The sequence below is a fragment of the Streptomyces sp. NPDC002588 genome (genome assembly GCF_040295925.1).
GTDB lineage: Bacteria > Actinomycetota > Actinomycetes > Streptomycetales > Streptomycetaceae > Streptomyces.
In genome coordinates this window covers 14,749-35,769 of the sequence record NZ_JBEOWF010000042.1, presented here as the reverse complement: position 1 = coordinate 35,769, position 21,021 = coordinate 14,749, and the positions used below count along the sequence as shown (strand labels likewise).

Genomic DNA, 21,021 nt, shown 5'->3' with positions numbered 1-21,021 from the left:
CACCCTTCTCCTACTGCTCTTGTCGCTGCTCCGCAGCGAACGCGGGGCCGTCACGGGATCGGATACGGCTTGTTGTTGACCAGCACGATGCCGTTCAGCATGAGCGTGGCGGCCCGGATGCCCACGTTGGCGGTGGTGTTGATCTGGACGATGCCGCCGGTGCTGACGGTCGCCGCGCCGCCCGCCTTGAGGTTGAGCAGACCGGCCGCGTCCACCGCCACCACGCCCGTCATGGACCTGATGTTGACCAGACCGCCGCGCAGGGTGAGGGAGCCGCCGCTCCTGATGGAGACGTTGCGGCGCGCGCTGAGCGTGAGGTCGGTGCCGGCCTCCACGGACACCGCCCGGCCGCCCTTGATGCTGACCCTGCCCTTGCTGTCGACGGTGATCTCGGTCTTCGTACGGTCCAGGTTGACGACGAGATTGCCGTCGCCGGAGGTGACCCGGACGCCCTGGGCGCGGGCGCCGGTCTTCTGGCTGAGCAGGTCGACGCGGTTGCCGTCGCGGTCGGCGAGGGTGTGCCGGGCGGCGCGGCGGCGGGCGCCGTCGTGCAGCGGCTCCTTCATCGGGGGCACCTTGTCGCGGCCGTTGTAGAGGCCGCCGATGACGTACGGGTGGTCGAGGGCGCCCCGGTCGAAGGCGACCAGGACCTCGTCGCCGACGTCGAGCGGGAAGACCGAGCCGCCGGCCTTGCCGCCCCACTGCATGACCCGGGTCCAGTCGCTGACGTAGACGTCGTCGAGCCAGGGGAACTGGAGCTTGACCCGGCCCTGCTTGAGCGGGTCCGAGACATCGGTGACCAGGGCGTTGGTGGTGCCGGGCAGGTTCAGGCCGTTCTGTCCTCCGCCGCCGCCGGAGGACAGGCCGTACAGCGACCGCCACTGCCTGCCGCTGACGGTGACCCACACCTCGTAGTGCTTGCCGTCGCCGAAGACATGCCGGACGGAGGTGGCGGTGTACTTGCCCTCGAAGGGTGCGCCGACGTCCGCGAGGGCGACGGGCAGCCCGGGGCGGAGCTTGGGGGTGCCGCGCGCGATGACCTCCAGCTCGGCGAAGGAGCCGGTGACGTCGTCGGCGAGCGCCTCGGCGGCGAACTTCACCTCCGCCTGCCGGTCGTACGGCGTCTGCGCGTCGACCAGCTTGGTGGGCTTGAACTTGGCGGCGGCCTCGCCGGGGGTGGTCCCGATCTTGATGCCCGGGTTGGTGGTGGCGGGCGCGGTCGCGGTGAGCGCCTTCTTCGTGGTCACGTCCCAGCCGCGGGCCTCGACCGTCGCGACCTGCTCGGCGGAGGTCACGCCGGCGCGCAGCCGCAGGATGTCGGTGCCCGCCTCGAGGACGAACGGGCTCTTCTCACCTGGTGTGGAGGGCGCCGGGGCCCCGGAGGCGGGATCCGGTTTGACGAACTGGAACTTCCCCTTCGAGTCCACCGACATGACCATCTCGTTCTCGTCGGCGAGCCGGGCGAGGAAGTCCCAGTCGGTGACGTTGGCCTGGCTGATGAACTCGTAGACGGTCTTGGTGGACTGGATCTTCCCGACGGCCACGCCCGCGCCCGCCGCCAGTTTGCGGGCGATGTCGGAGGCGCTCTGGTTGCGGTAGGCGGCGATGCGGCGCTGGCGCATCAGGCGGTGCCCGGCGTCGTAGCCGCGGATGACGGTGAACGAGCCGGTGCCGTCGTAGTCGGCCTCCAGGCCGCAGACCTCGCCGGTGAGGAGGGGTTCGCCCTTGCCCTGGCCGTCGGCGATGGGGGTGAGGACGACGGGCGTGCCGAACTTGACGCCCAGCTTGCCGAGGACGAGCCGGTAGGGGTCGCGGAAGGTCAGCCGGAAGGCGGCGGGCACGCCGAGCCCCTGGTCCACCCAGCCGTCCACGAGGAGCGGCGCGATGTCGCGGGGCAGGGGGGCACCGCCGAGGGTGACCTTGATGATGCTGGAGTACGCGGTCTGCACCATCAGGAACCCACCTCCCCGGCGGAGGGCAGCACGAGCTCGATGCCGGTGGGCAGCCGGGTCGGGTCGTCGATGCCGTTCGCCTCGGCGATGTTCCGCCAGGCCGCGGTGTCGCCGTACTCCCGCCAGGCCAGCGACTGGAGCGAGTCGCCGGCCACCACCCGGTGCACGCGCTGCGCGGTCAGAGCGCCGGAGGTCGGGTTCTGGCCCTGCGTCTTGCTGGGGATCTCGTGCAGGGAGACCTGGCAGGTGGCGCGGATGGGGACGCCGGTGGTGCCGAACAGCGAGTAGGTGACGTCGATGCTGCTGACGTAGGCGGTGAAGCGGGCGGTGGAGAAGGAGCCCCACTGGAAGACCACCCAGGGTGGCGAGGGCTGCTCGGCGGCGATGCTCTTGGTGGTGACCTCGCAGCACTCCAGGAGCGACTCGACCTTCTTCAGCACCGAGTTGCTGCCCGGCTCGTCGGAGGTGTCGAGGAAGATCTCGACCGTCATCTGCCGCGGCTCGGGCCCCATGAACTCCGGCTTGGAACCGTCCCGTACGGCCGCCGTCGGGGTCACCTTCCACTGGGCGCGCCGGCCCAGCTGCAACTGCGACGGGTTGAAGTCGAACCCGAAGGACTTGATCAGCCCGCCCGGGGTGGTGCTGGTGCCGACGGGCGGCTCGTGGATCGCGAGCGTGGCGCGGACCAGGCTCTTGCCGGCGCCGCCCTTGCTTCCCTTGGCCATGGTGTCTCTCCTCGTCCCGTCCCTGCGTCCTAGTCCGTGAACCCGTGGTGGGTGATCTCCAGGACCTCCGTGGCGACGCCCGGGTTCGCGGGGTCGAGGGAGGGTCCCTGCCAGCTGACCGGCAGCACGTCGATGAGGCCCCAGCGGGCGACCTCGGAGCCGTCCGCGCGCAGCGCCGCGATCTGCGCGGTGGGGCGGGTCACCCCGGTGGTGACCGAGGAGATCCACTTGGCGACCTTGGCGGTGTCCGGGGTGAGGGGGCGGGTCAGCCGGATGTTGGAGAAGGTGACGCGGGAGGGGAGCGCCCAGACGAAGCCGTTGTTGCCGCCCTCCTGGCGGTGCTCGATCTCCACCTGGGACGACAGTCCCTCGCACCCGTTGAAGTAACCGAGGCTCTCGCCGTCGATGGTCAGGGTGAAGAAGATGGTGGAGCCCGGGTCGAGATCGCGGGACATCGAGGGGCCTGGCCTTTCTGGGGGCAGACGGTCGTTCGGTGGGTCGGATGCGGTCAGTTGCGGGGGTCGCGGAGGCGGCCGATCCGCTCGCGGTCGAGCCGGAGCTCGGTGCGCAGAAGACGGGTGATGCGACCGGTGAGGCGGTGGGTGAGCTCGTCGAGCTGGAAGTCGGTGAGGTCCCGCGGGTCGAAGGCGGGAGCGGCGGCCGACGCCGGGGTGGACGCCGGGGCGGGGGGCGGCGATGCCGATCGGTGCTGGGTCGCGGCCGATGCGGGGGGTGCCGGGGGTGCGGGCGGCAGGGCGGCCGCGCGCCGCTGCACGGTGGCCGGGACGGCGGTGCTGGGAACGGCGGGGGCGGGAAGCGGAGCCGGGGCCGCCGGCCGAGGCGCCGGGGACGGTGCCTGCGTGGGGCCGGGCAGGGGTGGCGTGCTGGGGGTGGCGGCGCGGGGGTGGACCACGGGTACCGCGGCGGTGCCCGGGGTGGTGCGTCGCAGAGGTACGACGGCGGGGGCGATGGGGGTGGTGATTCGTGTCGGGGTGGGGGTGGCGACTGCGCGGCGCTGGACGGGAGTGACAGGGGCGACCGGGGTGACCGGGGTGACCGGGGCGGCGGGGAGCGGGGTCGGCCGGGCGGCCGGGGGCACGGCCGCGGCCGCGGGCGCGGGCGCGGGCGTGGGTGAGGGAAAGGGCGTGGGCATCGGCTCGGGGGTGGCTCGCTGGATCGCCGCGGGGGTGGGGGCCGGTCGCTGTGCGGCGGTGCCGCGTGAGTGGTCGAGCGGGGCCATGTCCGTGGGACGCGCGCTGAGGGGCGCGCCGAGCAGGGAGCGCGGAGTGACGGCGGGCGTGGAGGAACCGGGCGCGGGGCGGTGGGGCGGCGCGGTGAGGGGCGCGCCGAGTCCGATGCGACTACGACGCTGGAGAGCCGTTGCCGGGGTGGTGGACGCGGGCCGGACGCCGAGAGGGGTGGCGCGCACGGAGGCCGGCTCCGCGGCGGCGCGGGGCGTCTGGGACGGCTGGGGCATCTGGGATGGCTGGGGCGACTGAGGCATCGGGGTGTGCTCTGCGGTCGGGGCCGGGGCCGGGGCCGAGGTCGGTGCCGGTGAGGTGGTGTGGGGGACGGCTCGCTGGACGGGGAGACCGGGTGCCGCCGGGGCGGCGGCTTCCTGCCGCCGCGGGGCGGTGGGGTGCCGGACCGGCTCCGGGGCGGGCCGAGGGGAGGCCGGTTCCGGGGTGTGGTGTCCGGGTGCCGTGGTGGTGGTCCTCGCCGGAGTGGCGCGCTGGAGGACGGCCGGGACGGGCGGGACGGGCGGGACGGGCGCGGCCGTGGTGGCCGCGGGCACGGCTGCCCGGCCGGGGACGGCACGCTGGGCGGCGATGGGCGCCGGGAGCCCGGGCGGCGTGGTCGCTTCGGCCGGACGGGGAGCCGGTCCCCGGGGAGGAGCGGACCCCGCGGGGGCGGTCGGGACGACCTGCGGGGTGTCCTGGTGCCGGGGCACGGCTCGCTGGACGGAGGGCTGGGGCGCGGACCCGGGGGCCGTCGGCGCGGTGGGCCGGGCCACGGCGTTCGTGTGCGCGGGCCGGGTGTGCGCGCGCTGGGTGTCCTCTTGCCGGGACACGGCTCGCCGACCGGCCGGCGGGGGTGTGGCTTGTGGTGTTGTGGCTTCCGGTGCCGTGGGCGCGACGGCTCGGCCGGGTGTGTTCACCGGTCGCTGAGGAGTGCGGGTGGCCGGGACGACCGGCTGGGCGTCCTGCCGCGGGGGTACGGCTCGCTGCACGGGCTGTGGGGCATCCGGCGTCGGCGGCGTCGGCGCGGGTGCGGGGGTCGCCGTCGTCGAGGGCCCCGGGTTGGCCGGGACCGCCCGCTGGACCGGGAGTTCGGCGGGCGCCGGCGCTGGTGCCGAGGGTGGTGTTGACGGGGCGACGGGGGTGCCGCTCGGGGGCGTGGCCGTGTGCCGCACCGGCGGTACCGCGGCGGGCGGGGTGGCCGGGCTCGAGGCTGTGCGCCGGACCGGGGGCTCCACGGCGGGCGTCGGGACGGGCGTCGTGGCGGCGGGGGTGCCGGGCGGGCGGGTGGCCGCCCGCTGGAGCGGTGTTCCCGCGGCAGGAGGCGTCGCCGGGGCGGGGACCGGGCGGGAGGTCTTCGGCACTTCCGGGGTTTCAGCGGCGCCGCTCGGGGGCGTGACCGTCCGCTGCACCGGTGTTTCCGGGGCGGGGACGGCGCTGGGGCCTGGGGCCGGCCGCTGCGCCGGGCGCCCGGTGGCGGGCGGCGTCGTGGCGGCGGTGGTGGCGGTGTCGCCGGGGCGGGTGGCCGTCCGCTGGACCGGGGCTTCGGCGGCGGGTGCCGTCGCCGTACCGGGCGCCGGTCGGGGGGCTTTGGGCTGGGCCGGGGTTTCGGTGGTGCCGCTCGGTGCTGTGGCCGTCCGCTGGACCGGGGTTTCGGCGGTGGTGCCGGCCGGGCGGGCGGCTGTCCGCTGAACTGGGGCCTCGGTGGCGTCGTTCGGGCGGGCGGTTGCGCGCCGGACCGGCGCTTCGGTGACGGGGGCGGTGTCCGGGCGCGTGGCCGTGTGCCGTACCGGGATTTCCGGGGCGGGAGATGCCGCCGCGACCGTCCGCAGGACCGGGAGTCCGGGGGCGGGCGGTACGGCTGGTGTGGCCGGGGCGGCGGCAGCACGCTGTACGGGGCGGTCCTCCGCCGTGCTCGGAACGGGCGCCGGGGCCGGGGCGGGTTCCTTGCCGGACGCCGGGCCGTCGCCGTCGGCCTTCGTGGCCGAGTTGGTCGCCGTGGCCGTCTTCGCGGCGCGGGGCGCGGCGGGAGCCGGTGCGGCCGGAGCCGGTGCGGCGGGGGCGGACGGCAGGCGCGCGGGCAGGGTCCGGCGCTGTACCGGGGCCGGGGCCGACCTGGTCAGGGGAGCCGTGGGCGGCAACTGACGCGCGGCGGCCGGGGACACCCGGATGCCCCGCGCCGGGGTGGCCGGCGGCGGCGAGGCGGGTTCCGCCGGACGCGGCTGGGCGACCGCGCGCGGGGTGGCGGGCGGAGCGGGCGCGGGGGCCGGACGTGACGGTACGGCGGCCGAGGCGGCCCGCTGGAGAGGGCGGGGCGCGGTCGGCGTCGCGGCCGGACGTGCGGATGCGGCGGCCGGTGTGACCGGCTGCCGCGGGCGGGACGGGGCGGCCCCCGGCTGGACCGGCGGCTGGAGGAGAGACGGCAGGGACGACGACAGAGAAGGCGGGGACGGCGCCAGTGCCGGCGCCGCCTGGAGAGGGATCGCGGGCTGAGGGGGCGGCGCGGGAGCGGGCGCGGGTGACGGCTGTGCCGGGGTGGCCGACAGGTTCGCCAGGGGGCCGCTCGGGGAGCCGTCCAGGATCGACGGTGAACGGGTGCTCGTGAAGGTCGGGTTCTGCCAGGTGGCCAGCCGGCCGCCGAACCCGGAGTCGGCGACGCCCGCCGCCGTACGGGACGCCGTCGCCCGTTGGATGGGCGGCAGCCCGGGCCAGGCGGACGGCACCCGCACGGCCGGCGCCGCGACGGCACCCGACGCACCACCCTCGTCGGCCGGTACCCCGGTGTTCGTCGCAGCCGTGTCCTCGCGGTCCCCGCGTCGTGCGCCGCGGAATCGGTCCAGCAGCCCCACGCGTCAGCCCTCCGTCCCGCCCCGGGTCACCAGGGAGCCGATCTGGTCCGTCCAGCGGCGACGGTCGTGGTGTTCGAGGTCCAGGATGTCGTCCAGGGACCAGTGGAAGTGGTAGGCGACGTACGCGATCTCCTCGTGCAGTCGGTCGGTCGCGTACGTCACGATTCCCCCAGGCGGCTCCCGCCCAGTTCCACCTCGAAGGGCTCCGCGCAGTGCGGGCACTCCACCGAGGCGCGGGTGTGGCCCTCGGCGTTGATCTGGCGGTAGAAGTCCTGCAGGAACGCCAGGTCGGAGGCGAACATGTTCTCCACCACCCCGTCGTGGACCAGGGGCAGCGTGCCGAGGCGGGTGATGACCCGGCCCAGCAGGACCACCGACAGGTACGCGGGGTTCTCCTGGACGCGGATGTCCCGGAGCGGGACGAGTTCGTCGCGCGCCGTCGCGAGGCGCATCACGCCGTCGCGGTGGACGGTGCCCGCCTCGTCGACATAGCCGCGCGGCAGCTCGAAGGGAAACTCCGTCTGCAGTCGCTGCTGCACCGGCGCCGGCGCGGGCGCCGCCGACGGCAGCGGGGCGGCCTCCTGAGGCTGCTCCGCTCCCGCCACCGGCCCCCGTACTGCCGTACGCCGCATTACTCGATGACCAGTTCTTCGAACGTGATCGTCACGGTCTCGGTCAGCGCGGACGCCTCGCCCGCCTTCACGGTGCTGGTGTCGATCTTGCTGCACCAGGCGTTGCGCATGTTGTACCGCTTGACCGGGTTGTTCTGGTAGTCCATCACCATGATCGTGGCGTTCTTGCGGGCGGTGCCCATGACGCCGTTGATCGACTCGGTGATCCACTGGTTGAACGCGGCGGACTGGGTCATACCGCGCACGACCGTGCAGGTGCCGGCCTTCTTCACGCCCGGCAGCTTCTTGGTGACCGGCTTGCCCTGCGACGAGACCTGCTGGTACTCGATGACGTCCTGCTCGAGACTGAGACCGCTGACCTCGGCGAGGTACTCGACCATCACGCCGTCGATCTGCAGGCCGAAATTGTGCGAAGTAAGGGCGTCACCCGGCTGGAGACTCATCTGACTTTCCTTCTAGGGGAGTTGAGGAGGGGATACGGAGACGGAGTGGGCCTACTCCTCCAGCTCCCCGCTCCCGCTGGAGAACTGCGCCAGCCGGAAGATCACGAACTCGGCCGGCTTGACCGGGGCGATGCCGATCTCGCACACCACCCGGCCGACGTCGACCGACTCCGTCGGGTTGGTCTCCTCGTCACACTTGACGTAGAACGCGTCCTCGGGCTTGGCGCCGAAGAGGGCGCCCGCGCGCCACTCGTTGACGAGGAACGCGGAGACGTTGCGCCGGATCCGGGCCCACAGAGCGTGGTCGTTCGGCTCGAACACCACCCACTGGGTGCCGATCAGGATCGACTCCTCCAGGTAGTTGAAGTACCGGCGGATGTTCAGGTAGCGCCAGGCCGGGTCGGAGGACAGCGTGCGGGCGCCCCAGATGCGGATGCCGCGGCCCGGGAAGGCACGGATGCAGTTCACGCCGATGGGGTTGAGCAGGTCCTGCTCGCCGCGGGTGATCTGGATCTCCAGGTCCACCGCGCCGCGGATGACCTCGTTCGCCGGGGCCTTGTGGACGCCGCGCTCGGAGTCGTTGCGGGCCCAGACGCCGGCCACGTGACCGCTCGGCGGGACCAGACGGGCCTGGCCGGTGGCCGGGTCGAAGGACTTGATCCAGGGGTAGTACAGGGCGGCGTACTTGGAGTCGTAGCCGGCCGTCTCCTGGCGCCAGACGCGGATCTGGCGGGCGTTCAGACCGGGCGGCGGGTCGATGATCGCGACACGGTCGCCCATCAGCTCGCAGTGCGCGATCAGGCCGAGCTGGACGGCCTTGACGGCCTCCAGGTCGATCGCGCCGCGCTGGTAGGCGGCCATCAGGTCGGGGACCGCGACCATGGAGATCTCGTCGACGGCCTCCAGGCCGCCGAAGCCGGTGCGGTCGGAGCTGTCGCCCAGGTACTGCGCCGGGCCGGCGGACCCGGCCTCGCCGGAGGACGACGGTACGGCGGGGGCGGCGGACGCGGCCGACGGCAGTGCGACCGTCTGGTTGTCCGGGCGGGCCAGCTGCGCGGCGGGCGCGGCCTCGGCCACGGTGATGAGCTTGGAGCGCTCCTTCACCTGCGTGACGACGTAGGAGCGGTTGCCCTTCTTGGCCGACACGTCGAAGGTCTCGACCGGCTGGTCGCCGTCCTTGACGATCAGCTTGAACCGCTCGGCGGGGCCCTCGCCCTCCGCGTCCGCGACCTCCACGCTCAGGTTGCCGGGCGCCACGGCCGTCACGGTGAACGTGCCGAGCTGCTTGGGCTCACCGGCGGGCAGCGCGGCGGGGGCGGCCGAACCGGTCACCGCGGACGGGGACTTGGCGTCGCCGGACGCACCCGCGGAGGAACCGCCGACCCGGACGACGTAGGCGGCCGAACCGCCGTTGTTGAAGAAGCCGTAGACGGAGTGCGCCAGGTAGTACCCGTCGGTGAAGTCACCGAACGCCGCCACGTACTGGGTCCAGTTGGTCACCAGCGTCGGCTCGTTGAGGGGGCCGGTCGGGGCGAGCCCGACGAAGGCCGCCACCGAGGTGCCCACCCCCTCGATCGGGCGGGAGCCGCTGGCCACCTCCTCGACGTATACGCCGGGCGACAGGTAGGACGGCATGCTGTGCTCTCCTCGGGGTACGCGTCAGGACGTTCTCACCGTCACGCGCGAAGCGCGTCGGCCGAAACGTCCCCCGGTGCACATCCCGGGGCAGAGTCGTTGCCCGCCGGGGCACCTCCGACCCGGGCGGACCGCGCCCGCGCGCCCCGCCTGCCTTCCGCCTTCCGCCCTGTTGCCGCCCTGTTGCCGTCTGCTTGCCGTGGAGCGCCCGGCCGGGAGCGGCTGTCACCGTCACCGCCGGTCCGGCGTGCACGGCAGCGCTCCGGGGGCACGCGTCGGCGTACTTCCGGCCGGGAGGGCAGCCGGAGCGGCCCTGGCGGGCATCCGCTCTGCCCCCTGTCCTCTGACCTCCCCCGGCTCCGTCACCGTAGCGTCGGTGCGTGAGCCTGTGGACTTCCCTCGAACCAGCCTCCGTCACGGTCGACCCCGGCAGCCGGGCGACCGTCCGACTGCGGGTGCGCAACACCGGTGACGTCGTCGACGAGTACCGCTTCGAGCCCGTCGGACCGACCGCGCCCTGGACGACGGTGGAGCCGCAGACGCTCCGGCTGTACCCGGGGACGACGGGCACGGTGGAGCTGACCTTCGCCCCGCCCCGGACCTCGGACGCGACGGCGGGCCCCAACCCGTACGCGGTGCGGATCACCCCGACCGAGCATCCGGACGCCGTCACGGTCCCGGAGGGCAACCTGACGATCACCCCGTTCACGGAGGTGCGCGCCGAACTGGTGCCGCCGACCGTGAAGGGCCGCTTCCGGGGCCGTCCGCGTCTCGCGATCGACAACCTCGGCAACACCAAACTCACCGCCTCCCTCAGCGGCAGCGACAACGGCGACCGGCTCGGCTACGAACTCCAGCCGGGGAACGTGCAGATCGAGCCGGGGCGCGCGGTGTTCGTGAACACCACGCTGCGGCCCCGGCAGATCATCTGGTTCGGGTCGAAAGAGGAACACCCCTACAGCCTGGCGGTGCGCCGGTCGGGGGAGCAGCCGCTGTCGGTGGACGGCACGTACGTGCAGCGCGGGTTCCTGCCGAGGTGGCTGGCGACGGCGCTCAGCATCTGCGTGGCCCTCACGATCGCCTTCGTGATGATCTGGCTGTCCTACAAGCCGCAGGTGACCAGTGCGGCGAAGGAGCGGCTCGTGGAGGCCGGCGCCACCGCGCTGCCCGAACCCTCCCCGACGGCCCCGAGCGCGCCCCCGGCGGCCGAGACCAGTGCGCCCGCCGCACCGGTCGTGCCCCAGGACACCAGCGGGGCCGGCAGCGGGAGCGGCAGCGGCAGCGGCAGTGGCAGTGGCAGCGGAAGCGGGAGTTCGACGACCACGGCGCCCGCCAAGCCGAAGCAGCTGACCGCCGCTCAGAAGGTGGCGCAGGTCGCCGCGAACAGCGACGGCCGGCACATCTGCTACCGCGCCTACGTGGCCGACCGCGGCTGGCAGGACCCGGTGTGCGACGGCGCCATCGCGGGCACGACCGGCAAGGGCCTGCCCATCAAGGCCCTCAACATCGCCACGGCGGGAACGAAGGGCCTCTCCGGCAACGGTGCCCATGTCGTCGAGGGTTGGTACACCGGCGGCAAGTGGTCGAGCGCGGCCGACGGCGCCGACATGTACATCGGCCAGACGAAGGAGGCCGTCTCGCCGATGGAGGGCTTCACCATCGGGCTGGGGGACGGTTCCTCCGTCTGCCAGAACACCAACATCAAGGACAAGGGCTGGCGGGGCATCGGCTGCTCGGATCCCAACGCGACGCAGAAGTGGGTCTACGGCGGCAGCCCGATGGACTGGAAGCTCCAGCTGGAGGCGGTCCGCTTCACCGTGTGAGGACCCGGCCAAAATCACCCTATCGAGTGTCACCTGTCCGACTGCCCACATGAGTCGGGGGTGTGCCTGATATGCCTTGCATCTCATCATTCGTAGTCCATTGCTGTGGCACGTGCGTATGGGAGATACATGGCCGTCGGATCCATCACGGTGCGCGTCGGGGAGAGCGAACTCCTCGTGGAGACGGCGCAGGTCGCCGGGACACAGCCGACCTCGCGCGCCGGTGACACCGCGGAGAGGGTGCGCGAGGCCTTCCTCCGGGCCCAGAACGCGATCGTGGAGATCGCCGCGTCCACCATGGAGGTGCTCGAAGGAGCAGGGCGGAGAGCCGCCAGGCCCGATGCGATGGAGGTGGAGTTCGGGCTGAAGTTCTCCGCCAAGGGCAACGTCATCGTCGCGGGCTCGGCGGGTGAGGCCACGCTGCGGGTGAAGCTGACCTACCAGCGGAGCGTCGGCACGGGGTCCACCGGGGCGTGAGGTGAACGCCCCCCACCCGTCCGCCTCGCTTCGCGTACCTGGATACCTCGGCAGGGTCCTGGATCCTGAACTCGCCGCCGTCGGGACCTGCTTCCAGGCCTCGCCCGGGATCCTGGTCACCGCATGGCACGTGCTGGAAGGCATCGGCGCGCACCACCTCGGCGCCGAGGTCGGGATCGATCCTCTCGCCGGCGGCGGAGCCTTCCACGGCGAGGTCGCGGCACTCGACGCGGTGCACGACCTGGCGGTGATCCGCGCACCGGAGGCACTGGCCGCGTCGGTCGCCGGATGGAGCCGCAGCGACGACCAGCGGGTCGCCACCGACCTGGTGATCACCGGCGCGCCCGAGGTGCACGACGTCCACGAGTACCGCTACCTGGACGCGCGCGGGACGTGGGAGGGCACGACGCTGCGCGACGAAGTGCCACTGGGGCGGGCGAAGGCCCCGGACGTGCTTCCCGGAATGAGCGGCGCACCGGTCCGCCGCGCCGACGACGACCTGGTCATCGGTGTCCTGTCCGCTCGCTACAACAGCGTGGACGGATGGTTGCGGCACACCGTGTGGATCCCCCGCACCGAGGACCTCGCCCCGCTGCTCCAGGGGATCCGGCCCATGGTCTTCAGCCCCCGGCGGCCGCCGCCTCCGCCCGCCCCGCCCCGCCCGCTTCCCCCGGCCGCCGCCGATGCCCTGTCCGAGTTGCACCTGGCGGTGAAGAAGGACATCAGCGACCGGGTGCGGACACAATGGCTGCACCGGCCGGAGCCGCTGACCCTGCGCTGGCAGGACCGGACCGAGATGTTCCCCGCCCGGGCCGGTCTTCCCACCGGCACGGCGCGCTCCCTGGCGGGGGAGCTGACAGCGCACACCGGGAACGAGCTCGCGGCGACCTGGCTGGCCCGGATCCTTCTGGCCGAAGGCCCCCGGCATCTCGTCGTCCTCGGGGAGGCGGGAGCCGGCAAGACGACCCTGGCCGTCCTGCTCGTACGGGCCCTGCTCGAGGAGCCGAACGTGGTGCCCGTGCTGGTCTCGGTGGCGGGCTGGGACCCCGGCGAACCCGATGAGCCGGGCCCGACCGTCGAGGACGATCCGGCGGTTCCGCCCCGCGGGCGCGACGCGCGAGCCGGCGGAGGCGAGGAGTTCACCGCCTGGTTCGCCCGCCGCATCACGGAGATCTGCCCGACCATCAGGGCACACTGCGACCCCACGGACCTGTTCCCCGCCTCCGAACTGCTTCCCGTCCTCGACGGCCTGGACGAGATGCCGCGGCACCTGCGGGCCGCGGCGATCGCCCACCTCGACGGACTCGACCACCGGCTGGTCCTGACCAGCCGGAGCGCCGAGTTCGAGGAGGCGAGTGCCAGGGGCGTCCTGTCACAGGCCCGCGGCATCGAGATCGAGCGCGTCCGGCCCGAGGACGCCGTTCGCTATCTGACCGGCCGGGACCGCGAGAACGAGCGGCACCGCTGGCAGAAAGTGCGGCACGCGATCGAGCACGGGGAGGGCCCGCTCGCCGAGGTGCTCTCCACCCCGCTGATGATCTCGCTGGCCAGAAAGGCCTACGACGGCCCGAACACCCGTCCGGCCGAACTCGCCGAGTCGGGCCACACGGCCACGGTCAAGCGAACCCTTCTGCGCCGGTATCTGACGTCGGTCTATCCCGTGCCGGCCGAGCACCGCCGTGCCGCCCGATGGCTGACCTTCCTCGCCCGCGAGATGCGGCGCAGCCAGGGCCGGGACCCGGACTTCTACTGGTGGCGGCTGGCACGCGCGGTCCCCCGGCCGGTGATCGCCCTGCTGTACACCCTCTCCGCGGCCGTTCTCGGGGCGGGTGCGGGATGGCTCTGCGCTGCTCTCGGCGAGGAGTCCCGCCCCCTTGTCCCGGTCCTGCTCGCCGGGGCCGCGGCCGGCGGGTTCCTGGGCTCGCTGTCCGGCGTGATCGCGGGACGGACGGCACATACGAGGCCTCCGCCACCCCGCCCGCCCTTCCGCGCCGTGGTGGTGTCCAGCCTGCGTGACGCGCTGAGTGCCGCTGCCGTGACCTGCGCGCTGATCGCCGTGCTGCTTCTGGGACTGTATGCGGCCGCGCCGTCCGAGGCCGCCGTCATCAACCACGCGCTGTGGGAATGGTGGGCGGACCTGCTGGACAACGAGTACGAAGAGGCGGCGACGCTGGGTGTCTACCTGATGGTCGGCATCGGGTGCGCCGTCGTCGGCACGATGCTGGACGCGGCGCGCCACGGCGCCCCCCATCACAGCGCGCCTCGGACCGCCGATCTGCTGCCCGCGCTGGCGCCCGCGTTCGGGGTCGGCGCCCTGGTGGATGTACCGGTTGTCGCGGTGGCCGTGGCCGGCGGCATGCGCGCGGACGAGACCGCGGCGGCGTGCCTGGTGCTGGCCTCCGCCGTCGCCGTGGCACTCGGGCTGGGACGCTGGCTGGCCCGGCCGCTGACCCCCGACGAGGAACGCTCACCGGCGTCCGTCCTGCGCGCCGACCGCAGGGCCACGCTGATCATCGCCGGGGTGCCGGGCGCCGTGGTGACAGCCGTGGTCTCGGGCATCGTGCTGGCGACCGGCGATCCCTTGACGACCGCGGCCGCCACAGGTGTCGCGTTCGGGGCGGGCATCGCGCTCACGGTCGGCTACGGCTCCGGCTCCGCGTGGATCACCTTCGTCCTCGCACACGCCTGGCTGACCGCTTGGAGAAGGGTGCCGGCGCGCCTGTTCCGGGCCCTGCGCGGCGCGCAGGAGGCAGGAGTTCTGCGGCCGGCGGGCGCGGCCCACCAGTTCCGTCACGACGAGGTACGGGAACATCTCGCCCTTGCCGGCGAGCGCACCGATGCCCCGACGGCGGTGACCGCCCGGTCGCCCGAGCCCGGCGGCGCTCGGTTCACCGGGCACCCGCTGTTCCGTTCGCCCTGGCTCAGCGGCGCCGCCCGGTGTTCCGCGGTCCTCGTCGCGACCGGATCTCTCGTGGGGGCTTCGCTGTACATACGGTCGGGAGCCGTCGGCGACGTCTATCCGCTTCCCGGCAGCCTTTCGGTGGTGTCCGGCCTGTGTTTCTCACCGGACGGCACATACCTCGCCGTGGCCGAGCACGACCGTACGCGGCCGCGGATCTTTCGTGTCGCCGATCACCGGGCCGTCGCCGACTCCGGTGCTGTCCTCCCGGGTGACTCGATGGCCGTCATCGCCTGCGACCGTGACAGCGGCACCGTGGTCACCGGTGGAGCGGACGGAACAGTTCGGCGCTACGACTTCGCGACCGGCCGCCGGACCGGTCCGCGCGCCGCGGACGTGCCGCAGGCGACACAGGCGCATTCCTTCGGAGAGGCACTGAGCCCCGCCCAGGGCCTCCTGGCGATCGGCACCATCGAAGAGGACAACACCGAGATCACCGTCTGGGACATGGACTCGCGGCGCGTGTTCACCTTGGACACGCACGAGGACAATCCCTACCTCCTACTGGCGCTGAGTCCGACCGAACAGCTCCTGGTGAGCGTGGACAGCAGGGGGCGTGTCTGGCTGTGGGACCTTCGCGACCCGCACCCGAGCCCTGTCGCGCTCCAGGAAGGCCTGAGCGGAGTGAGAGGCTTGGCGTTCGGCCAGGACGGCACGACGTTGGCCACGACCGGACCGGGCAGGCAGGTACGGCTATGGAATGTCCACACCAAGAAGGTCACCGCGTCCCTGACCGAGCGTGACTCGGTGGGCCAAATCGCGATCAGCCCGCAGGGCGACCTCGCCGTGGGGGACTACTCGGGCAACGTGCGCGTCTGGAGTCTCCGTAGCCGCCCGTACGCCGTCAAGGCCACCCTCCCTGTCGGCGATGTCGGTGGCATGATCATGGCTTTCAGCGGCGACGGCCACACCCTGGCCACCGCGAACTGGCACACCGACCTGACACTGTGGTCACTGCCGTGACCGGACGCCGGTCAGGGCAAGCCCGGACGGTCCCGGAGGGCACTCGCTCTGCCCCGGGGCCTCTGATCCGGTGGCCGTGCTCACCGTAGCGTCGGGACGTGACTCTGTGGACTTCTCTTGAACCGGCCTCCGCGTCAGTGGACCCCGGCGGCATCACGACCGTCCGGCTGAGGGTGCGCAACACCGGTGACGTCGTCGACGAGTACCGCTTCGAGCCGGTCGGGGCCATCGCGCCCTGGACGACGGTGGAGCCGCAGACGCTCCGGCTGTACCCGGGGACGACGGGCACGGTGGAGCTGACGTTCGCCCCGCCCCGGACCTCGGACGCGACGGCGGGCCCCAACCCGTACGCGGTGCGGATCACGCCGACCGAGCATCCGGACGCGGTCACGGTCCCGGAGGGCAACCTGACGATCACCCCGTTCACGGAGGTGCGCGCCGAGTTGGTGCCGCCGACCGTGAAGGGCCGTTTCCGGGGCCGTCCGCGTCTCGCGATCGACAACCTCGGCAACAGCAGGGTCACCGCGTCCGTCGCGGGGGCGGACCTTGGCGACAACCTGGGGTACGAGTTCCGGCCGGGGAACGTGCAGATCGAGCCGGGGCGCGCGGTGTTCGTGAACACCACGCTGCGGCCCCGGCAGATCATCTGGTTCGGGTCGAAGGAGCAACGGCCGTACGCGCTGACCGTGCAGCGGTCGGGGGAGCAGCCGCTGTCGGTGGACGGCACGTTCGTGCAGCGCGGGTTCCTGCCGAGGTGGCTGGCGACCGCGCTGAGCATCTCGGTGGCCCTCGCCATCGCGTTCGTGATGATCTGGCTGTCGTACCGGCCGACGGTGACCAGCGCGGCGAAGGAGCGGATCGTGGAGGCAGGCAGCACCGCGCTGCCCAGTCCCTCGGTGTCCGCGCCGTCCGCGCCGAAGACCGACTCCTCCGCCGCGGCCCTGCCCGAGCCGCCGGCCGCCTCCACGCCGGTGGCGAAGGACGACACCGGCGGGTCGGGGTCGGGGGAGTCGTCCGGCTCCGGCTCCGGGTCCGGTTCCGGTGGCGGCGGCGGTTCCAGCGACGACAAGGACACGACGCCCGCCGAGGTGGCCGGTCAGCTGATCATCGGGCAGGGCTCCAACCGCTGCATCGACGTCACCGACGCCCAGGACGGCACGGGCAAGGACGGCACCCCGCTGCAGATCCTGGACTGCGCGAGCACCGCCAACCAGAAGTGGGACTTCCGCAGCGACGGCACGGTCCGCTCCGTCGGGTTCTGCATGGACGTGGCGTGGGGCTCGAAGGACGACGGCGCGGTCATCCAGATCGCCCGGTGCAGCGGCAACCCCGCCCAGCAGTTCGTGCTGAGCCAGCAGGGCGACCTGGTCAACCCGCAGGCGAACAAGTGCGTGGACGTCAAGGACAACGGCACCGGCAACGGCGCGAAGCTCCAGCTGTGGACCTGCTCGGGGACCCCGAACCAGAAGTGGCGGGTGGAGTAGTCAGGGGGAGCGATCGCCGTAGCCGGGCTACCAGTTGGCCTCGCCCGGCACCAGGCGGCCCGCCTTGCGGTACTCGCGGCGGGCCCCTTCCAGCAGGTCGCCGTCGCCGACCGGCTCGTCCCGTCCGGCGGCCAGGTAGGCGGCGGTGACCACCGCGCTGCGGATGGAGCCGCCGGCGAGTTCGAAGTCGCGGGCCAGCGGGGCCGGGTCGACGTCCGCGGCGCGCGGCACGTGGGCCAGGCCGTGCCGCCACAGGGCGAGGCGCTGCTCCTTGCCGGGGAACGGGAAGTCGACCACCAGGTCCAGCCGGCGGGTGAACGCCTCGTCGATGTTGGCGCGCAGGTTGGTGGTGAGCAGCGCGATGCCGTCGAAGGACTCCAGGCGCTGCAGCAGGTAGGCGCTCTCCATGTTGGCGTACCGGTCGTGCGAGTCCTTCACCTCCGACCGTTTGCCGAAGACCGCGTCGGCTTCGTCGAAGAGCAGCACGGCGTCGGTGCGGTCGGCCTCGGTGAAGATGCGTTCGAGGTTCTTCTCGGTCTCGCCGACGTACTTGTCGACGACGGAGGAGAGCTGGACGACGTAGAGGTCCAGGCCGAGTTCGGCGGCGACGACCTCGGCGGACAGGGTTTTCCCGGTCCCGGACTCGCCCGCGAACAGGCCGAGGACGCCTCTGCCCCGGCCGCCGCCCGCGCTGAGCCGCCAGTCGCCGAGGACGCGGTCGCGGTGGCGGGCGCGCAGGGCGAGTTCGTGGAGCTGGGCGAGGGGCCGGTCGGGCAGGACGAGGTCCGTCCAGTCGACGTCGGGGCGGATGCGGCGGGCGTGCCGTTCCAGGCCGGACGCGGACTGCTGGCGGGCGGCGAGGCGTACGTGGTCGGCGGTGAGGGGGCCGCCCTCGAAGGCGGCGAGGGAGCGGGCGGCCCGTGCGGCGCGGGCGACCCGGTCGCCGCCGAGGCGGTAGGGGGCGACGGTGGCAGCCAGGTCGAAGTCGTCGCCCGCGGATCCGAGTTCGGTCTCCCAGGCGGCGGTGCCGCCGGCCCGGCGGCGCGGGGCGTCCAGGACCAGGGGGTCGTGCGGGGACCAGTGGGGGTCGTAGGGGCGCGGGTCGCTGAGCAGGACGGTGACGTCGGGTGCGGCGGTCAGCGCGGCGACGAGCGGGGCGGGCTGCTCGGGGAGTCCGGAGACGACGACCGCCCGTCCGGTGAGGCGGGCCTCGCGCAGGAGGCCCGGGAGGTGGCCGGCGGGGCCGGTGAAGCGCAGGGCCTCGACGCCGGCCGCGTGCAGGGCGGTGGCGACGGCGGCGAGGCCGTCGCCCTCGCGGTGCTCACGGAGGTAGACGGTGAGGGGGCCGTGCGTGACCCGGCCGGCCAGCCGGTGGGCGAACTCCTCGGCGGGCAGGGGCCGCGGCAGCGGGTGCAGATGGCCGTCCAGGGCGGCGTCCGGGGTGTCGTCGCCCAGGAGGTGGGCGAGGAGCCGGTCGGGAACGCGCAACGTGCGGGACAGGAAGGGCCGTTCGGGCTCCTCGAGTTCCAGCAGGCCGAGTGTGCACAGCGGCGCCGCGGGGTGCAGGCGGGCGCGGGCGGCCGCGTGGTGGGCGGGAACCCCGCACAGGTCGAGGGCGAGGCCGGTCGTCGCGCGGCGCCTGCTGACGTCGTCGTTGAGGTACCCGTACAGCGGCTCGAAGGAGCGGTCCAGGTCGGGGGCGAGGGCGATCAGGAGGACGGAGACGTCGAGTTCGGTGAGGGACAGGCGGTGGGCGAGCGCGGTGAGGCGGTCGGCGGGCGCGATGGGGGAGTCGTCCGCCGGGGGGCCGGGAAGCCCCGCTTCCCGGTGCAGCAGGTGCCGTACGGCTTCCTCGGAGAGGTACAGGCCGCGCAGCGGGTCCCCGGCCGTGGGGTCGCCGGCGGCGCGCTGTTCGACGAGGACGGCGACCCGCTCGCGCAGTTCGGCGAGCCGGGCGAGCAGCGCGAGCGTCGGGTCGGCGGCCGTGACCGGCGCGGTCATCGGCCCGACTCGCGGGCGGCGCGGGCGGCCGCGACCTGGTGCGGACGGTGGGCCCGTTCGCCGTCCTGGGGCGGGTCGTCGTCGAGGCCGCCGACGCGGACGACCGCGCCCTCGGTGACCGGCGGCCCGGCGTCGTACTCGGGGTACGCCGGGAAGGGTGCCGTGACCACCAGGTCCAGGGAGGGTTTGAGCTCGCCGCCCAGCGCGGACCAGATCTCGGCGAGGGACCGCGACTCGGTCTGTACGCCCGCCACGCTCACCGGCACGGCCAGCCCCAACGCGCCCAGTGCGCCGGGGAGTTCCTCGGCGGTGAGCATCTCGCGCGGGATGAGGTTCGCCAACACGGCCGACAGCAGCCGGTGTTCGTCCTGCGGGGTCTTCGTCCAGGCGGTCACGAGGTACGACAGCCGGAACCAGCGCGGTGGCTGACGCCGTTTCACCACGACGTCCCGCTCGTCGCGCAGTGCGACCTGGCCGCGCTGGCGGCGGGCCACGTCCTCGCGGATGTCGTACAAGTAGGCGTTCACCACGGGGGCGTTGCGCCGGGCCGCCCAGTCGCGGGTGGGGGCGTCGAAGGACACGTCGATGCCCGAGCCGGTCAGCGCGCCGCCGCCGAGCAGGCCCTTGAGGACCTCGTCGACCTCGTGGATCACCGTCGCGCTCCTCAATCGCCTTGCCGCGGAGCCGCTTTCACCCGCCGCGGAACCGTCCTCACCGATCGTGCCTCCGGCAGGGCGGGTTCCGCACGCGCGCCGGGGTCGAGGGGTGGGCAGGGCGCGCTGCCCGCGTGTCCTCCTTCGAGTGCCCGTTCGGTCAGATGTAGCCTTCCCGGAGGGCATATGCCACGGCGTGTGCCCGGTTCCTCAGATGCAGGCGGGTCGTGAGTCCGTGCATCACGTTCTTGACGGTTCGTTCGGAGTAGGACAGCTTGCTGGCGATCTCCCCGGTGTCGAGGCCCTCGGCGACCAGGCGCAGGACGTCCACCTCTCGTGGCGCGAGGCCCAGCGAGGGCGCGCCCGGGCGCCCCGCCGCGCCCCGGTGCAGCGTGCCGACCTGGCTGATCAGCCGGCCGAGCAGATCGGAGGGCAGGTCGCCGTCGCCGCGGGCGGCCGCCAGGACCGCCTGCACCAGCCGGTGCGCGGTGGCCTCGCGGCGCCAGACGATCGCCCCGACCCCGCACTCGATGACGTCCAGCAGTTCGGTCTCGCGGATCGTGCCCACGACGAGCACCGCACGGGTGCCTTCGGTGCGCACGATCCGGCGCAGCCGGGCGAGCGCCGTCTCGTCGAGGGTGTCCTCGATGAGCAGCGCGACCGTGCCGGGGGCGGGAGTCGGCTCCTCGCGGACCTCGATCTCGGGGCGCCCGCGCAACTGGCTCGCGGCACCCTCGCGGGAGATCGGGTCGGGCGCCAGGACGGAGACGGCGACCCGCCGCCTGGCGGGCGCGGCACCGGTGCCGGTGCCGGATATGACGACGGCGGCCGGCGTGGTGCCGGTGTCGGTGGTCCGGGGTGAGTTGAGCAACCGTATCCCCTATGGTCACGGGCCCGCGGCAGGCGGGAACCAGCGGCGGGTGGGTCTGATTCGGACTTCTGGGACCCCTGTGGTCAAGACTTCTGGGACCTGCGCGGGCGGCGCAATCGTGGAGCACCACGAGGCGAACCACGAGAGCAACGGGGAGACAACCACGGGGTGCGAGCATCACCGCAGGTCAACTGGGAGTTCGAGAGCCGTGGGAGGGACAGTCGTGAGCCTCGCCACAACAGCCCCGCGGCGGCATGGACATCACCGCATCGAACCGTGCATGTCGGATCCATCAGACATATGTGTGGGCAGGAGG

Annotated in this window: 15 protein-coding genes; 4 read left to right on the top strand and 11 right to left on the bottom strand. The window is 73.4% G+C overall.

Features of this window, described 5'->3' with window-relative positions:
* Positions 1–50: 50 nt before the first annotated feature.
* The 8 genes from ABT057_RS36985 to ABT057_RS36950 are packed head-to-tail and all read right to left on the bottom strand — an operon-like array spanning position 51 to position 9,474.
* Entirely contained in the window at positions 51–1,952 is a 1,902-nt protein-coding gene (locus ABT057_RS36985) for a VgrG-related protein (RefSeq protein WP_352348273.1), read from the bottom strand.
* Entirely contained in the window at positions 1,952–2,677 is a 726-nt protein-coding gene (locus tag ABT057_RS36980; protein WP_352348272.1) for a CIS tube protein, read from the bottom strand. The genes ABT057_RS36985 and ABT057_RS36980 overlap by 1 nt, the downstream gene beginning before the upstream one ends.
* A gap of 29 nt (positions 2,678–2,706) precedes the next feature.
* Positions 2,707–3,132, bottom strand: coding sequence for a phage tail protein (locus ABT057_RS36975; RefSeq protein ID WP_352348271.1), 426 nt, complete (start codon positions 3,130–3,132; stop codon positions 2,707–2,709).
* Between the two features lie 53 nt (positions 3,133–3,185).
* Entirely contained in the window at positions 3,186–6,764 is a 3,579-nt protein-coding gene (locus ABT057_RS36970) for a hypothetical protein (RefSeq protein ID WP_352348270.1), read from the bottom strand.
* A gap of 3 nt (positions 6,765–6,767) precedes the next feature.
* Positions 6,768–6,926: a DUF6760 family protein gene (locus tag ABT057_RS36965; RefSeq protein ID WP_352348269.1), complete on the bottom strand. Its 159-nt coding sequence runs from the start codon at positions 6,924–6,926 to the stop codon at positions 6,768–6,770.
* Complete coding sequence (locus ABT057_RS36960; protein WP_352348268.1) at positions 6,923–7,396, bottom strand: hypothetical protein; 474 nt, start codon at positions 7,394–7,396, stop codon at positions 6,923–6,925. Before ABT057_RS36960 ends, ABT057_RS36965 begins: the two co-directional genes overlap by 4 nt.
* Positions 7,396–7,839 (bottom strand): phage tail protein, encoded by a 444-nt coding sequence (locus ABT057_RS36955; protein ID WP_352348267.1) that lies wholly within the window; start codon positions 7,837–7,839, stop codon positions 7,396–7,398. Before ABT057_RS36955 ends, ABT057_RS36960 begins: the two co-directional genes overlap by 1 nt.
* Before the next feature lie 51 nt (positions 7,840–7,890).
* Positions 7,891–9,474 (bottom strand): phage tail sheath subtilisin-like domain-containing protein, encoded by a 1,584-nt coding sequence (locus tag ABT057_RS36950; RefSeq protein WP_352348266.1) that lies wholly within the window; start codon positions 9,472–9,474, stop codon positions 7,891–7,893.
* Between the two features lie 380 nt (positions 9,475–9,854).
* On the opposite strand from ABT057_RS36950, the gene ABT057_RS36945 reads away from it, so the two are divergent.
* The 4 genes from ABT057_RS36945 (at position 9,855) to ABT057_RS36930 (ending at position 17,180) form a co-directional block, all read left to right on the top strand.
* Positions 9,855–11,297, top strand: coding sequence for a hydrolase (locus ABT057_RS36945; RefSeq protein WP_352348265.1), 1,443 nt, complete (start codon positions 9,855–9,857; stop codon positions 11,295–11,297).
* Positions 11,298–11,426: 129 nt separating this feature from the next.
* Complete coding sequence (locus ABT057_RS36940) at positions 11,427–11,774, top strand: CU044_2847 family protein (protein ID WP_352348264.1); 348 nt, start codon at positions 11,427–11,429, stop codon at positions 11,772–11,774.
* A 1-nt stretch (position 11,775) separates the two neighbouring features.
* The gene (locus ABT057_RS36935; protein WP_352348263.1) at positions 11,776–15,696 is read left to right on the top strand and encodes a trypsin-like peptidase domain-containing protein; all 3,921 of its coding nucleotides are present in this window, start codon (positions 11,776–11,778) and stop codon (positions 15,694–15,696) included.
* A gap of 98 nt (positions 15,697–15,794) precedes the next feature.
* Positions 15,795–17,180: a ricin-type beta-trefoil lectin domain protein gene (locus tag ABT057_RS36930; protein ID WP_352348262.1), complete on the top strand. Its 1,386-nt coding sequence runs from the start codon at positions 15,795–15,797 to the stop codon at positions 17,178–17,180.
* A gap of 27 nt (positions 17,181–17,207) precedes the next feature.
* Here the strand turns inward: ABT057_RS36930 and ABT057_RS36925 are convergent, their stop codons facing one another.
* From ABT057_RS36925 to ABT057_RS36915, 3 genes are all read right to left on the bottom strand, one after another.
* Complete coding sequence (locus tag ABT057_RS36925; RefSeq protein WP_352348261.1) at positions 17,208–19,181, bottom strand: ATP-binding protein; 1,974 nt, start codon at positions 19,179–19,181, stop codon at positions 17,208–17,210.
* Positions 19,178–19,834, bottom strand: coding sequence for a Pvc16 family protein (locus ABT057_RS36920; protein ID WP_352348260.1), 657 nt, complete (start codon positions 19,832–19,834; stop codon positions 19,178–19,180). Before ABT057_RS36920 ends, ABT057_RS36925 begins: the two co-directional genes overlap by 4 nt.
* Positions 19,835–19,994: 160 nt before the next feature.
* Positions 19,995–20,705 (bottom strand): helix-turn-helix transcriptional regulator, encoded by a 711-nt coding sequence (locus tag ABT057_RS36915; RefSeq protein ID WP_502974027.1) that lies wholly within the window; start codon positions 20,703–20,705, stop codon positions 19,995–19,997.
* Positions 20,706–21,021 lie beyond the last annotated feature (316 nt).

Bases quoted from the DNA above. Each gene is read 5' to 3' on its own strand.
- ABT057_RS36985 (WP_352348273.1), bottom strand. From the start codon at position 1,952: ATGGTGCAGACCGCGTACTCCAGCATCATCAAGGTCACCCTCGGCGGT.
- ABT057_RS36980 (WP_352348272.1), bottom strand. From the start codon at position 2,677: ATGGCCAAGGGAAGCAAGGGCGGCGCCGGCAAGAGCCTGGTCCGCGCC.
- ABT057_RS36975 (WP_352348271.1), bottom strand. From the start codon at position 3,132: ATGTCCCGCGATCTCGACCCGGGCTCCACCATCTTCTTCACCCTGACC.
- ABT057_RS36960 (WP_352348268.1), bottom strand. From the start codon at position 7,396: ATGCGGCGTACGGCAGTACGGGGGCCGGTGGCGGGAGCGGAGCAGCCT.
- ABT057_RS36955 (WP_352348267.1), bottom strand. From the start codon at position 7,839: ATGAGTCTCCAGCCGGGTGACGCCCTTACTTCGCACAATTTCGGCCTG.
- ABT057_RS36950 (WP_352348266.1), bottom strand. From the start codon at position 9,474: ATGCCGTCCTACCTGTCGCCCGGCGTATACGTCGAGGAGGTGGCCAGC.
- ABT057_RS36940 (WP_352348264.1), top strand. From the start codon at position 11,427: ATGGCCGTCGGATCCATCACGGTGCGCGTCGGGGAGAGCGAACTCCTC.
- ABT057_RS36925 (WP_352348261.1), bottom strand. From the start codon at position 19,181: ATGACCGCGCCGGTCACGGCCGCCGACCCGACGCTCGCGCTGCTCGCC.